Origin of the sequence: Enterobacter cloacae complex sp. P16RS2, from assembly GCF_014982155.1 — a bacterium.
Classification (GTDB): Bacteria; Pseudomonadota; Gammaproteobacteria; order Enterobacterales; family Enterobacteriaceae; genus Enterobacter; species Enterobacter cloacae_M.
Genome location: NZ_JADCKW010000006.1, coordinates 34086 through 48805, shown reverse-complemented (window position 1 = coordinate 48805; position 14720 = coordinate 34086). Strand labels below are relative to the sequence as shown.

6 protein-coding genes are annotated in these 14720 nt (G+C 57.2%); 5 read left to right on the top strand and 1 reads right to left on the bottom strand.

Going from position 1 to position 14720, the window contains the following annotated elements; all coding sequences use genetic code 11:
• Positions 1-7 precede the first annotated feature (7 nt).
• The 4 genes from recC to recD all read left to right on the top strand — a co-directional run bounded on the left by recC (position 8) and on the right by recD (position 11746).
• Entirely contained in the window at positions 8-3382 is a 3375-nt protein-coding gene (recC, locus tag INF68_RS02345) for an exodeoxyribonuclease V subunit gamma (RefSeq protein WP_193525249.1), read from the top strand.
• Positions 3383-3522: 140 nt separating this feature from the next.
• Entirely contained in the window at positions 3523-6390 is a 2868-nt protein-coding gene (gene ptrA, locus INF68_RS02340; RefSeq protein WP_126785837.1) for a pitrilysin, read from the top strand.
• Positions 6387-9929 (top strand): exodeoxyribonuclease V subunit beta, encoded by a 3543-nt coding sequence (recB, locus tag INF68_RS02335; RefSeq protein WP_126785838.1) that lies wholly within the window; start codon positions 6387-6389, stop codon positions 9927-9929. The genes ptrA and recB overlap by 4 nt, the downstream gene beginning before the upstream one ends.
• Positions 9926-11746: an exodeoxyribonuclease V subunit alpha gene (gene recD / locus INF68_RS02330; protein WP_126785839.1), complete on the top strand. Its 1821-nt coding sequence runs from the start codon at positions 9926-9928 to the stop codon at positions 11744-11746. The genes recB and recD overlap by 4 nt, the downstream gene beginning before the upstream one ends.
• Before the next feature lie 54 nt (positions 11747-11800).
• On the opposite strand, the gene argA is transcribed toward recD, so the two are convergent.
• Positions 11801-13132, bottom strand: coding sequence for an amino-acid N-acetyltransferase (argA, locus tag INF68_RS02325; protein ID WP_023309037.1), 1332 nt, complete (start codon positions 13130-13132; stop codon positions 11801-11803).
• Positions 13133-13359: 227 nt separating this feature from the next.
• On the opposite strand from argA, the gene amiC reads away from it, so the two are divergent.
• Positions 13360-14613 (top strand): N-acetylmuramoyl-L-alanine amidase AmiC, encoded by a 1254-nt coding sequence (amiC, locus tag INF68_RS02320; protein ID WP_023309036.1) that lies wholly within the window; start codon positions 13360-13362, stop codon positions 14611-14613.
• The last annotated feature ends 107 nt before the right edge of the window (positions 14614-14720 follow it).

Genomic DNA, 14720 nt, shown 5'->3' with positions numbered 1-14720 from the left:
AGCGTCTATGTTAAGGGTCTACCACTCAAATCGTCTGGATGTGCTGGAAGCGCTGATGGAATTTATCGTTGAGCGCGAGCGGCTTGACGATCCTTTTGAGCCTGAAATGGTGCTGGTGCAGAGCACCGGTATGGCACAGTGGCTGCAAATGTCGCTTTCCCGTAAATTTGGCATAGCCGCAAATATTGATTTCCCGCTGCCCGCGAGTTTTATCTGGGAGATGTTTGTGCGCGTGTTGCCGGACATCCCGGAGCAGAGCGCCTTCAACAAACAAGGCATGAGCTGGAAGCTCATGGCGCTGCTGCCGGAAATGCTGCAGCACGATGAATTCGCCATGCTGCGCCACTACCTCAATGACGATACCGATAAGCGCAAGCTGTTCCAGCTGGCGTCGCGTACCGCCGATCTCTACGACCAATACCTTGTTTACCGTTCTGACTGGTTAATTCGTTGGGAAGCGGGCGAGTTGGTTGAAGGGCTACCGGAGGCGCAAATATGGCAGGCACCTCTGTGGAAAGCACTGGTAGAACATACGGAGAAACTTGGGCAGCCTAAGTGGCATCGTGCCAACCTGTACGAGCGGTTTATCTCCATACTCGAGAATGCGTTGGAGCGCCCGGCCCGACTGCCGTCACGCGTTTTTATCTGCGGGATATCCGCCTTACCGCCTGTTTATCTGAAGGCTTTGAACGCGCTGGGTAAACATATTGATATCCATATTTTGTTCACCAACCCTTGCCGACAGTATTGGGGGGATATCCTCGACGAACGTTGGCTTGCGCGGCTGGTAACTCGCCAACGAAAGCGCCTTTTTGAAGAACGTTCCGTCCCGCTGTTTAAAGACGGCTCGACTGCCGGTCAGCTTTTTGATGAAGACGGTATCCAGAACCTGCCCAATCCACTGCTTGCCTCGTGGGGGAAGCTGGGGCGTGACTACATTCACATGCTTTCAGACATCACTTCATCAGGCGAAGGCGACGTGGATGCCTTTGTCGATATTGCCCCTGATAGCCTGTTGCATCATATTCAGCTGGATATCCTCGATCTGGAAAACCGTGCCGTGATGGGCGTGACGGCGAACGAATTCGAACGTAGCGACAGCAAGCGCAAGCTGGATGCTGACGATCGCAGCATCACGATCCATGTTTGCCATAGCCCTCAGCGTGAGGTCGAAGTGCTTCACGACCAGCTGCTGGCGATGCTGCAGGACGATCCCGAACTGACGCCACGCGATATTGTGGTGATGGTGGCGGATATCGACAGCTATAGTCCCTTTATTCAGGCCGTTTTTGGCAGTGCGACGGGCGAGCGATATCTGCCTTACGCTATCTCTGACCGTCGTGCCCGCCAGTCGCATCCGGCACTGCAGGCCTTTATCACTCTGCTTTCACTGCCGGATAGCCGCTTCATCTCCGAAGATGTCCTGGCGTTACTGGATGTTCCCGTGCTGGCTGCACGCTTTAACATCACTGAAGAGGGGCTGCGCTACCTTCGCCAGTGGGTGAACGAATCTGGCGTGCGCTGGGGGATCGATGACGATAACGTTCAGGAGTTCGAACTTCCTCCAACCGGGCAGCACACGTGGCGTTTTGGCCTGACGCGTATGCTGCTGGGCTACGCCATGGAGAGCAGCCAGGGTGAGTGGAATGAGGTGCTGTCTTACGATGAGTCCAGCGGGTTAATTGCTGAACTGGTGGGGCATTTAGCGTCACTCCTGATGCAGCTTAACCGCTGGCGACACGAGCTGATGCAGCCGCGTCCGCTTGAAGCGTGGCTTCCGGTTTGCAGGGCATTGCTTAATGATTTCTTCCTGCCAGACAGTGACACCGAAGCGGCAATGGCACTGATTGAAACGCAGTGGCAGGCGATCATCGACGAAGGCGTGAACTCCCACTATCAGGAGGCCATCCCGCTGTCGCTGTTGAGGGATGAGCTGACGCAGCGGCTCGATCAGGAGCGAATCAGCCAGCGTTTCCTGGCAGGCCCCATCAATATCTGCACCCTGATGCCAATGCGTTCTATCCCGTTTAAAGTGGTCTGTCTGCTTGGCATGAACGACGGCGTTTATCCGCGCGCGTTGGCGCCGCTGGGGTTCGATTTGATGAGCGCAGATCCAAAGCGGGGCGACCGTAGCCGCCGCGATGATGACCGCTACCTCTTCCTTGAGGCGCTCATTTCCGCCCAGAGTAAGCTCTATATCAGCTATATCGGCCGTTCCATTCAGGACAACAGCGAGCGTTTTCCCTCCGTTCTGGTGCAGGAGCTGGTGGACTATATCGGCCAGAGTCACTATCTGCCAGGGGATGAAGAGCGCAACTGCGATGAAAGCGAGAAGAGGGTGAAATCTCATATCACCTGTTTCCACAGCCGCATGCCGTTTGATCCGGTGAACTATATTGCCAGCGAGCGCCAGAGCTATGCGCAGGAGTGGCTACCGGCGGCGAAAAAGGAGGGGAATGCGCATACCGATTTCATTCAGGAACTTGATCCGCGCCCTGTCGACACCCTGACCTTCGAGCAGCTTCAGCGGTTTTGGGCGCATCCGGTGCGCGCCTTCTTCCAGCAGCGATTGCAGGTCACCTTCCGTTCTGAAGAGAGTGAAATTCCTGATGCAGAGCCCTTTACGCTGGAAGGGCTGGAGCGCTACCAGTTAAACCTGCAGCTGTTGAATGCGCTGGTTGAAGAGGAAGATGCTGACAAACTTTATCGCCGCTACCGTGCTGCAGGGCAGCTGCCCTATGGGGCGTTCGGGGAAATTGTGTGGGAGGCGCAGTGTCAGGAGATGACCGCCCTGGCAGAGCGCGTAAGAGCGTGCCGACAGCCAGGGAAAAGCATTGAAATCGATCTCAACTGCAATGGTGTACAACTCACGGGCTGGTTAACCCAGGTTCAGCCGGACGGGCTGCTGCGCTGGCGGCCCTCTATGCTTAGCGTTTCACAGGGTTTGCAACTCTGGCTGGAACATCTTGTCTACAGTGCGGATGGTCATAAAGGTGAAAGTCGGATTTTCGTGCGCAAAGAGGGCGAATGGCGCTTCCCGCCGATGGAGTCTGAGCAGGCGTTACGGTATCTGTCTTTGTACATTGAGGGCTACCGTCAGGGAATGAACAAACCGCTCCTGGTACTGCCGGAAAGTGGCGGGGCCTGGATAAAAGCCTGTTATGACGCACAGAATGATGCGATGTTAACGGATGAGGCGTCACTGCAGAAAGCGCGCAGTAAATTTATGCAGGCCTACGAAGGTAACATGATGGTGCGGGGCGAAGGTGAAGATGTCTGGTATCAGCGCTTATGGCGAACGCTTGAGCCAGAGTACTTTGAAGCCATCACGGAAGAGGCGCAGCGCTACCTGCTGCCGTTGTTTAAATTTAATCAGTCCTGAGCGCTGTATAAAAATTGCGCAGTATGGGGTGTTCATTTATGATGCACTTCTTATCACGGACTGATGTACCCAATAAAGAGATGTTGGCGTGTCCAGCACGCAATGTGTTAATGATGTAGCCGTGATAAAGAGGTAGCACCTTGTTTAAAGCGTTTGTTTTGTTTTTCGCCCTCTGGGTACCTGTCACTCAGGCAGACTCCGGTTGGCAACCCGTTCAGGAAACTATTCGTAAAAGCGAAAAAGATACTCGTCAATATCAGGCTATTCGTCTTGATAACGGCATGACTGTGCTGTTGGTTTCCGATCCGCAGGCGGTGAAGTCCCTCTCGGCATTAGTGGTGCCGGTTGGATCGCTGGAAGATCCTGACGCGCATCCTGGGCTTGCACACTATCTGGAACATATGACGCTGATGGGGTCAAAAAAATACCCGCAGCCAGATAGCCTGTCCGAATTTTTGAAAATGCATGGCGGCAGCCACAATGCCAGTACGGCACCGTACCGCACGGCCTTTTATCTCGAAGTCGAAAATGATGCGCTGGAAGGCGCGGTCGATCGCCTTGCTGATTCCATCGCCGCCCCCCTGCTGGATAAAAAATATGCCGACCGTGAACGCAATGCCGTCAATGCTGAGTTGACCCTTGCCCGCACGCGAGACGGTATGCGCATGGCCCAGGTCAGCGCCGAAACCATCAACCCTGCGCACCCGGGTTCGCGCTTCTCCGGCGGTAACCTGGAGACGTTGAGCGACAAACCGAACAGCCCGGTGCTTGATGCCCTGCACGCGTTTCGCGATAAATACTACTCCGCCAACCTGATGAAAGCGGTCATCTACAGCAATAAACCGTTGCCGGAACTGGCAGGCATGGCGGCTAAAACGTTTGGTCGGGTGCCGAATAAAAATATCGACCTGCCGCAGATAGACGTACCGGTGGTCACGGACGCGCAAAAGGGCATTGTGATCCACTACGTGCCTGCGCTGCCGCGCAAAGTGCTGCGCGTCGAATTCCGCATCGATAACAACACCGCACAGTTTCGCAGTAAAACCGATGAGCTGGTGACCTACCTGATAGGTAACCGTAGTCCGGGTACGCTTTCTGACTGGCTGCAAAAACAGGGGCTGGTGGAAGGTATTCGCGCCGACTCCGATCCGGTTGTGAACGGTAATAGCGGCGTGCTGGCGATCTCCGCCACCCTGACCGACAAGGGCCTGGCAAACCGTGACGAAGTGGTGGCTGCGATCTTCAGCTACCTCTCTTTACTGCGTGAGAAAGGCGTCGATAAGCGCTACTTTGATGAGCTCGCGCACGTGCTGGATCTCGATTTCCGTTACCCGTCCATTACCCGCGACATGGATTACGTTGAGTGGCTGGCGGATACCATGATCCGCGTGCCGGTGGAGCACACCCTCGACGCGGTGAATATTGCCGACCGGTATGACGCCGAGGCGGTAAAAGCCCGCCTTGCGATGATGACGCCGGAGAATGCCCGCATCTGGTACATCAGCCCGAACGAACCGCATAACAAGACGGCGTATTTTGTCGATGCCCCCTATCAGGTGGATAAAATCAGCGCGCAGACCTTCGCCGACTGGCAGAAGAAGGCCGGAGAGATTGCGTTGAAGCTGCCGGAGCTGAACCCCTATATTCCGGATGACTTCTCGCTGACCAAAACGACAAAAGATTATCCACACCCGGCGCTCATTGTTGATGAGCCGACGCTGCGCGTGGTGTATACGCCCAGCCGCTACTTCGCAAGCGAGCCAAAGGCCGATGTCAGCGTGGTGCTGCGTAACCCGAAAGCGATGAACAGCGCCAAAAATCAGGTGATGTTCGCGCTCAATGACTATCTCGCCGGGATTGCGCTCGATCAGCTTAGCAACCAGGCGGCCGTGGGCGGGATCAGCTTCTCCACCAACGCCAACAACGGTTTGATGCTCAACGCAAACGGCTATACCCAGCGTTTGCCTCAGCTGTTTCAGGCACTGCTGGAGGGCTATTTCAGCTATACGCCGACGGAAGAGCAGCTTGAGCAGGCCAAATCGTGGTATGCGCAGATGATGGATTCTGCGGAGAAGGGCAAAGCTTACGATCTGGCGCTTATGCCGGCGCAAATGCTGTCGCAAGTTCCTTATTTCCAGCGAGAGGACCGCCGCGCGCTGTTGCCTTCGATCACCTTAAAAGACGTGCTGGCTTACCGTGACGCGCTGAAAACCAACACGCGTCCGGAATTCCTGATCGTCGGCAACATGAGTGAGGATCAGGCCAAAACCCTGGCAGAGAATGTACGCACTCAGCTCGGTTCGAAAGGCGACGAGTGGTGCCGCAACCAGGACGTGCTGGTTGAGAAAAAACAGAATGTGATTTTTGAAAAGGCGGGTAACAGCACGGATTCCGCGCTGGCCGCGGTATTTGTGCCAACGGGCTATGATGAATTCGCCAGCTCGGCGCAGAGTGCCGTGCTGGGGCAAATTATTCAGCCGTGGTTCTACAACCAGTTACGCACTGAGGAGCAGCTTGGCTACGCGGTGTTTGCCTTCTCCATGAACGTAGGCCGACAGTGGGGGCTGGGTTTCCTGCTGCAAAGCAGCGATAAACAACCGGCGTATCTCTGGAAGCGTTACCAGGCCTTCTTCCCGCAGGTGGAAGCGAAACTCCGCGCCATGAAGCCGGAAGAGTTTGCGCAGATCCAGCAGGCCGTCATCGCACAGGTGATGCAGCCGCCGCAGACGCTGGGTGAAGAAGCCTCGCAGCTGAGCAAAGATTTCGATCGCGGTAATCTGAAATTTGATTCGCGTGATAAAGTAGTGGCCGAGATAAAACAGCTGACGCCGCAGAAGGTTGCCGACTTCTTCCATCAGGCGGTCATTAAGCCGCAGGGAATCACCATTCTGTCCCAGGTTTCCGGTAGCCAGAACGGGAAAACGGAGTACGTGAACCCGAAAGGCTGGAAAGTCTGGAAGAGCGTCAGCGCGCTGCAGCAATCTATGCCCTGGAGTAAGAAAGAATGACCGATACCGCTGAGTCCCTTGATCCCTTACGTTTACCTCTGCAGGGTGAACGATTGATTGAAGCCTCAGCGGGAACGGGAAAAACCTTCACCATTGCCGCCCTGTACCTGCGTCTGCTGCTGGGGCTTGGCGGCAACGCCGCTTTTCCACGCCCTTTGAGCGTGGAAGAACTGCTGGTAGTCACCTTCACCGAGGCTGCCACCGCTGAGCTGCGGGGCCGTATTCGCAGCAATATCCACGAGCTGCGCATCGCCTGTCTGCGTCAGAGCACGGATAACCCTCTCTACGCCAGCCTTCTGGAAGAGATTGCCGATAAGCAACAGGCAGCCCAGTGGCTGCTCCTCGCTGAACGGCAGATGGATGAAGCGTCCGTCTTCACCATTCACGGTTTTTGCCAGCGTATGCTGAGCCTGAATGCATTTGAATCCGGAATGCTGTTTGAACAGCAGCTCATTGAAGATGAATCCGTGCTTCGCTATCAGGCCTGTGCGGATTTCTGGCGTCGCCACTGCTACCCGTTACAGCGCGATATCGCCGAAGCGGTACACGCACTATGGAAAGGCCCTGAGGCGCTGCTGCGCGCGATCGATCGTTATCTGCAGGGTGAAGCGCCGGTCATCAAATCCCCGCCGCCAGCGGATGAAACCCTGGCCTCACGGCATGAAAAAATCATCGCGCAAATTACCGACATCAAGCAAAAATGGATTGAGTCCGTTGGCGAGATTGACGCAATCATCGAAAATTCCGGGATTGACCGACGCAAGTTTAACCGTGGCAACCAGGGGAAATGGATCGACAAGATCAGCGCCTGGGCGCAGGAAGAGACGCGAGGCTACCAGCTCCCGGACGCGCTGGAGAAATTCTCCCGGCGTTTCCTGGTTGAGCGGACCAAATCCGACGGCATTGTGCCTGAGCATCCCCTGTTTGTGGCGATTGAAACCCTGCTGACTGAGCCTTTAACGCTCAACGATCTGATGATTACCCGCGCCATGACGGAAATTCGCGACGCCGTCGCGCGTGAGAAACGCCGCCGGGGTGAGCTGGGGTTTGACGACATGCTGAGCCGCCTCGATGCGGCGCTGTGCAGTGAAAATGGCGAAGCGCTTGCCGCCGCGATCCGGACCCGCTTCCCGGTGGCGATGATTGACGAATTTCAGGATACCGACCCTCAACAATACCGCATTTTCCGCCGTATCTGGCGCCAGCAGCCCGGTACCGCGCTGTTGTTAATCGGCGATCCGAAACAGGCCATCTACGCCTTCCGCGGTGCGGATATTTTCACCTACATGAAAGCCCGTAGCGAAGTTGACGCGCACTACACTCTCGATACTAACTGGCGCTCCTCTCCCGGCATGGTGGAAAGCGTCAACGCGCTCTTCAGCCGCATGGATACGGCGTTTATGTTCCGGGAGATCCCGTTTCAGCCGGTAAAGTTTGCCGAGAAAAATGCCTCGTTGCGCTTCGAGTTCAACGGCGAGGCGCAGCCTGCCATGAACTTCTGGCTACTGGATGGGGAAGGCTGCGGCGTTGCCGACTATCAAAATGCCATGGCCCAGCACTGTGCCGCACAAATCCGCGACTGGCTCAGTGCGGGCGCGCACGGTAAAGCGCTGCTGTGGAAGGGGGATAAACCAAACCCGGTAAAGGCATCCGATATCACGGTGCTGGTTCGCAGCCGTCAGGAAGCCGCGCTCATCCGCGACGCCCTGACGTTACTAAATATCCCCTCCGTCTACCTCTCAAACCGCGACAGCGTCTTTGAAACGCTGGAAGCGCAGGAGATGCTATGGCTGCTGCAGGCCGTGCTGGCTCCGGAGCGGGAAAGCACGCTGCGTAGCGCACTGGCGAGCGCGATGCTCGGGCTGAACGCGCGGGATATCGATGCGCTCAACAATGACGAAGCCGCGTGGGATGCCGTGGTAGAAGAGTTTGTTCGCTACCGCGAAAAGTGGCAGAAGCGTGGAGTCATGGCGATGGTGCGCGAGCTCATGGCACAGCGCCACATTGCCGAGAATATGCTGGCGACAGCAGGCGGCGAGCGCCGTTTGACCGATATTTTACATATCAGCGAACTGCTGCAGGAAGCCGGAACGCAGCTGGAGAGCGAACACGCCCTGGTGCGCTGGCTGGCGCAGCAGATTGCCGATCCGAACAGTAATTCGTCCAGCCAGCAGATGCGCCTTGAGAGTGATAAACATCTGGTGCAGATCGTCACCATTCACAAGTCGAAAGGCCTGGAATATCCGCTGGTCTGGCTGCCGTTTATCGCCAATTATCGCGTGCAGGATCAGGCCTTTTACCACGATCGCGAGTCTTTTGAGGCGGTGCTCGATCTCAGAAACGCGGAGTCCAGCGTTGAGCTGGCCGAAGCCGAGCGTCTGGCAGAAGACCTGCGCCTGCTTTACGTGGCGCTGACCCGTTCGGTCTGGCACTGCAGCCTGGGCATTGCGCCTCTGTTCCGTCGCCGTGGCGAAAAGACCGGGGAGAGCGATTTTCATCTGAGCGCGCTGGGGCGGCTTATTCAGCATGGTGAACCCAAAGACGCGGCGGGCCTGCGCCAGTGCATCGAATCTCTTTGCACAGAGCATGTTGCCCTGCATATTCCGTCGCAGCCCGACAACAGCCGCTGGCAGATGCCGGAGCTGAGTGAGTCAGAGCTCCATGCCCGCCAGGTTGTGCGTACCATTGCCGACGACTGGCGCGTCACCAGCTACTCCGGTTTACAGCAGCACGGGCAGAGTATTGCGCAGGATCTGATGCCAAAACTGGACGTGGATGCCGCAGGAGCCGGTAGCGTACCCGCTGAGCCGGTGCTCACGCCGCACCAGTTCCCGCGCGGCGCCTCGCCGGGCACGTTTTTGCACAGCCTGTTTGAAGAGCTGGATTTTACCCAGCCAGTTTCCGAAGAGTGGGTACTGAAGATGTTACAGAGTGGCGGCTACGACGCGCAGTGGCAGCCGGTTCTTACCGACTGGATCCGCGCGGTACTGCACGCGCCGCTCACGACGCAGGGGATCTCGCTGAACCAGTTGACCGGCAAAGACAAGCAGGTGGAGATGGAGTTTTATCTCCCCATCGCCAGCCCGCTCAGGGCCGAGGCGCTTGATGCGCTGATCCGCGAGTACGATCCGTTATCCGCCGGGTGCCCGCAGCTGAACTTCCGCCAGGTGCAGGGGATGCTCAAAGGCTTTATCGACCTGGTTTTCCGCCACGAAGGGCGCTACTACCTGCTGGATTACAAATCAAACTGGCTGGGTGAAAGCAGCGAAGCCTACACCCAGGACGCGATGGCCTCGGCAATGCAAATGCATCGCTACGATCTGCAGTACCAGCTTTACACCCTTGCGCTGCACCGTTACCTGCGCCATCGCATGGCCGATTACCGCTACGAAGATCATTTTGGTGGCGTCATTTACCTGTTCCTGCGCGGAGTGGATGCTAACGACCCGCGTTCCGGCGTCTTTAGCACGCGTCCGGCTGCGGAACTGATTGAAAAAATGGATAACCTGTTTGCTGCAGGCACGGAGGAGGTGGCATGACGATGCAGGCGCTACTGCTGGACGCGGTTGAACAACGATTACTGCGCCACCTGGATGTGCAGTTCGCCATGATGGTGGCAGGCGAGGAGCCGGCCGTCATGCTGGCCGCCGCCATTCTGAGTAAAGACGCGGGGGAAGGGCACGTATGTCTGCCGCTGTCGCGTCTGGCGGTGGATGAGAAAATGCCTCCGGCTTTACAGGCGTGTTTCGCGCTGCTGGGGGACGCAGTGGACTGGCAGGAGATATTACTCGGTTCGCCTGCCGTGAGCGGAGCCGATACCGGGACGCCAATGATCCTTGTCGGCGAGCGTTTGTATCTTAACCGGCTGTGGCGTAACGAATTGACGGTAGCGCGCTTCTTCAGCGAGACCAACGCCCCGCTTCCCTGCGATGAAGCGCAGCTCCGGCAAACGCTGGATGCGCTGTTTACCTCTGACGACGCGACAGACTGGCAGAAAGTTGCGGCAGCCGTGGCCTTAACGCGACGGATCTCGGTGATTTCTGGCGGCCCGGGCACCGGGAAAACGACCACTGTGGCAAAACTGCTTGCCGCGCTGATTCAGCTATCGGGTGAGCAAAAGTGCCGTATTCGCCTGGCGGCCCCCACCGGTAAAGCGGCGGCACGTCTGACGGAATCGTTAGGCGGCGCGCTGCAAAAACTGCCGCTAACCGGGAATCAGCTTGCGCTTTTCCCCAATGAAGCCAGCACGCTGCACCGCTTGCTTGGCGCACAGCCGGGTAGCCAGCGTCTACGCTATCATGCCGGTAACCCACTGCACCTTGACGTGCTGGTCGTGGATGAAGCGTCGATGATTGACCTGACGATGATGTCGCGTTTGATCGATGCGCTACCGCCGCACGCGCGTGTCATTTTCCTCGGCGATCGCGACCAGCTTGCCTCCGTAGAGGCGGGAGCCGTATTGGGGGACATCTGCACCTATGCCAGCCTGGGATATACCGCGGAACGCGCGCAGGAGTTAGCCCGTCTCACCGGATGTTCGCTCACGTCTGAAAACCATTCGCTTGCGGGGGCGCTGCGCGACAGCCTGTGTCTGCTGCAAAAAAGCTACCGTTTCGGCAGCGACTCCGGCATCGGCCAGCTTGCGGCGGCGGTGAACCGGGGCGACCGCCGCACCACCACTGCGGTATTTGACGGAACCTATACGGATATTGAGAAAAAATCGCTGCAAAGCGGGGAAGAGTATCAGGCGATGCTTGACGACGCCCTGCAGGGGTACCAGCACTTTCTGACGGGCGTACAACAGCAAAGTACGCCGGAGCAGGTCATTGCCGCGTTTGGCGAATACCAGCTGCTCTGTGCGCTGAGGGAAGGCCCTTTTGGCGTTCGGGGTCTGAACGACAGGCTGGAACAGCTGCTGGCGCAAAAACGCAAAATTAACCGTACCCCGCACTCGCGCTGGTATGAAGGGCGGCCGGTGATGATCTCCCGCAACGACAGCGCGCTGGGGCTCTTTAACGGGGACATCGGGATTGCGCTCGACTGCGGTCAGGGCCTGCGCGTCTGGTTCCAGATGCCGGACGGGACCGTTAAGTCCTTCCAGCCGAGCCGTTTGCCCGAGCATGAAACCGCATGGGCAATGACGGTGCATAAATCCCAGGGCTCCGAGTTTAACCATGCGGCGCTGATCCTGCCCACGCAGCTTTCACCCGTCGTTACCCGCGAGCTGATCTATACCGCCATTACGCGCGCGCGTCAGCGCCTGTCGCTCTATACCGATGAACGGGTGCTGGTGCAGGCGATCGCCACCCGAACGGAACGCCGAAGCGGGCTGGGCGCGATATTTGAGTCACTCTGAACAACGCCAGACATCCAGGCCGGGTACGCGCAGCGCTACCCGGCAAGCGTTGTATTATCCCAGGTCAGCCATCAGCACCTTTGAACGACGCTGATAGTTGTACATCTCTTTCTTCGTTTCCGGCAGAGAATCGATATCCACCGGCGTGAATCCGCGCTCCTGGAACCAGTGAATGCTGCGCGTCGTCAGGACGAACAGCTTGCTTAGCCCCATCTGGCGCGCCTGTGCCGCCACGCGTTCAAGCAGCATTTCGCCGCGTGAAGAGCTACGGTAATCAGGATGCACCGCCACGCAGGCCATTTCACCGATCTTCTCTTCCGGGAACGGATAGAGCGCGGCGCAGGCTATGGTCAGGTTATCGCGCTGAATAATGGTGAATTTGTCGATCTCCATCTCCAGCTGTTCGCGTGAGCGACGCACCAGAATACCCTGCTGTTCCAGCGGGCGGATCAGCTCCAGAATGCCGCCGATGTCATTGATGGTGGCGCGGCGGATCTGCTCCGCACTCTCCATCACAATCTGTGTACCAATACCGTCGCGGGAGAATAGCTCCTGCAGCAGGGCCCCGTCTTCCTGATAGCTGATCAGGTGGCTGCGGCGCACGCCGCTGCGGCAGGCCTTCACGGCGCCACGCAGGAAGCGGACGGTGCCGGAGTGGTAATCACCTTCGGCTTCCAGCGCTTCCACGCGGGCCTGGGCTTCATTCGGGAAGAGTTCCGGTACGATTGTTCCTTCAGCGTCCACGACGCCCTGGGAGGAGCAGAACCCAATCATTTTTTCCGCCTTCAGCTTGATCGCCAGCTGCGTGGCGATCTCTTCGGACGTCAGGTTAAAGCTTTCGCCGGTCACGGAAACGGCGACCGGGCCCATCAGCACGATGGCACCGCTGTCCAGCTGGCGGTGAATAGCTTCCTCATCAATACGACGGATACGGCCGCTGTGGCAGTAATCCACGCCATCGTCCACGCCGAGCGGCTGGGCAATGATAAAGTTGCCGCTCACGACGTTGATATGCGCCCCCTGCAGCGGCGTATTGTTCAGGCTCATGGACAGGCGAGCGGTAATATCCAGCTGCAGCAGACCCGCCGCCTGTTTCACCAGCTCCAGGGTTTTGGCATCGGTGACGCGGGTGTGTTTGTGGTAAATCGGCTCGTGGTGGTGAGCGGCCAGGTTGGCGTCGATCTGCGGACGCGCGCCATACACCACCACCAGGCGGATCCCGAGGCTGTGCAGCAGGCCAATGTCATTGACGATGCTGGAAAAATTTTCATGCTCAATGGCTTCGCCGCCAAGCATGATGACAAACGTTTTTCCCCGATGGGCGTTGATATAGGGAACAGAATGGCGGAATCCCTGGACCAGTTCGGTTCTACGTTCCTTCACCATGGCACAACCCTTAATGAATGTTTATTCGTAATTTCTGTATTTTTATTCGATTGTGGTCCCGTGTGCAAGCGCAAATTTTCCGCGCCCCACAGAAATTAATAAGTAATCCGTGCGTTAGCGTATGATTGTTTACCCTTTTATAGATGACAGTTTATGCGTCATTCGTTAAAGTTTTCGGTCAATTTGGACATTTTGTATATCAGTCAGTGTTCTTGCTCGGGAGAAGCATGTCGGGATCCAATTCAGCAATAAGCCGCCGCCGTTTGTTAAAAGGGGCCGGGGCAATGTGGTTGCTTAGCGTCAGTCAGGTCGGTCTTGCCGCCACCAGTCAGGTGGTGGCGGTGCGCGTCTGGCCGTCGTCGACCTATACGCGCGTGACGGTCGAATCCAATCGCGTGCTGAAATATAAGCAATTTGCCCTCAGCAACCCGGAACGCGTGGTGGTGGATCTCGAAGGCGTTAACCTCAACTCCGTGCTGAAAGGGATGGCGGCGCAGATCCGCGGCGACGATCCGTTTATTAAATCGGCGCGCGTCGGGCAGTTCGATCCGCAAACCGTGCGCATGGTGTTTGAGCTTAAACAGAACGTTAAGCCGCAGCTGTTCGCCCTGGCGCCCGTCGCGACGTTTAAAGAGCGCCTGGTGATGGATCTCTACCCGGCCAACGCAACGGATATTCAGGATCCGCTTCTTGCCCTGCTGGAGGATTACAACAAGGGCGACTTGCAGCGTCAGGTTCCACCTGCGCAAAGCGGTCCGCAGCCGGGGAAAGCAGGGCGCGATCGTCCGATTGTGATCATGCTCGATCCCGGACACGGCGGTGAAGACTCCGGCGCGGTGGGGAAATACCGCACGCGTGAAAAAGACGTGGTGCTGCAAATTGCCCGCCGCCTGAAGGCGTTGATTGATAAAGAAGGTAATATGCGCGCCTATATGACGCGCAATGAAGATATCTTTATTCCGCTGAAGGTCCGGGTGGCGAAAGCGCAGAAGCAGCGCGCCGATTTGTTCGTCTCGATCCATGCAGATGCGTTTACCAGCCGTCAGCCAAGCGGCTCGTCGGTGTTCGCGCTCTCAACCAAAGGCGCGACCAGTACCGCAGCAAGATATCTGGCTGACACCCAGAACGCCTCTGACCTGATTGGCGGCGTGAGCAAAAGCGGTGACCGCTACGTCGACCACACTATGTTCGATATGGTGCAGTCGCTGACCATTAACGACAGCCTGAAGTTTGGTAAAGCGGTGCTGGGCAAGCTGGGCAACATCAATAAGCTGCATAAAAACAGCGTTGAACAGGCCGGGTTTGCGGTACTCAAGGCGCCGGATATCCCGTCCATCCTGGTCGAAACCGCGTTTATCAGTAACGTCGAAGAGGAGCGTAAGCTCAAGACGGCAAAATTCCAGCAGGAGGTTGCGGAGTCGATTCTGGCGGGGATACGGGCGTATTTCTCTGACGGGGCGACGCTGGCGCGACGCGGATAACGCTTTCAGCCGGGTAAACGCCCGGCAAATTCACAAACGACAGATACAAAAAAACACCCTTGAGGGTGTTTATTGTTTTCAGAAGTGTTGGTTGCGGGGGCCGGATT

What these genes read in the sequence shown, in the direction of transcription:
- recC (WP_193525249.1), top strand. Translation starts at nt 8, where the DNA reads ATGTTAAGGGTCTACCACTCAAATCGTCTGGATGTGCTGGAAGCGCTG.
- recB (WP_126785838.1), top strand. Translation starts at nt 6,387, where the DNA reads ATGACCGATACCGCTGAGTCCCTTGATCCCTTACGTTTACCTCTGCAG.
- recD (WP_126785839.1), top strand. Translation starts at nt 9,926, where the DNA reads ATGACGATGCAGGCGCTACTGCTGGACGCGGTTGAACAACGATTACTG.
- argA (WP_023309037.1), bottom strand. Translation starts at nt 13,132, where the DNA reads ATGGTGAAGGAACGTAGAACCGAACTGGTCCAGGGATTCCGCCATTCT.
- amiC (WP_023309036.1), top strand. Translation starts at nt 13,360, where the DNA reads ATGTCGGGATCCAATTCAGCAATAAGCCGCCGCCGTTTGTTAAAAGGG.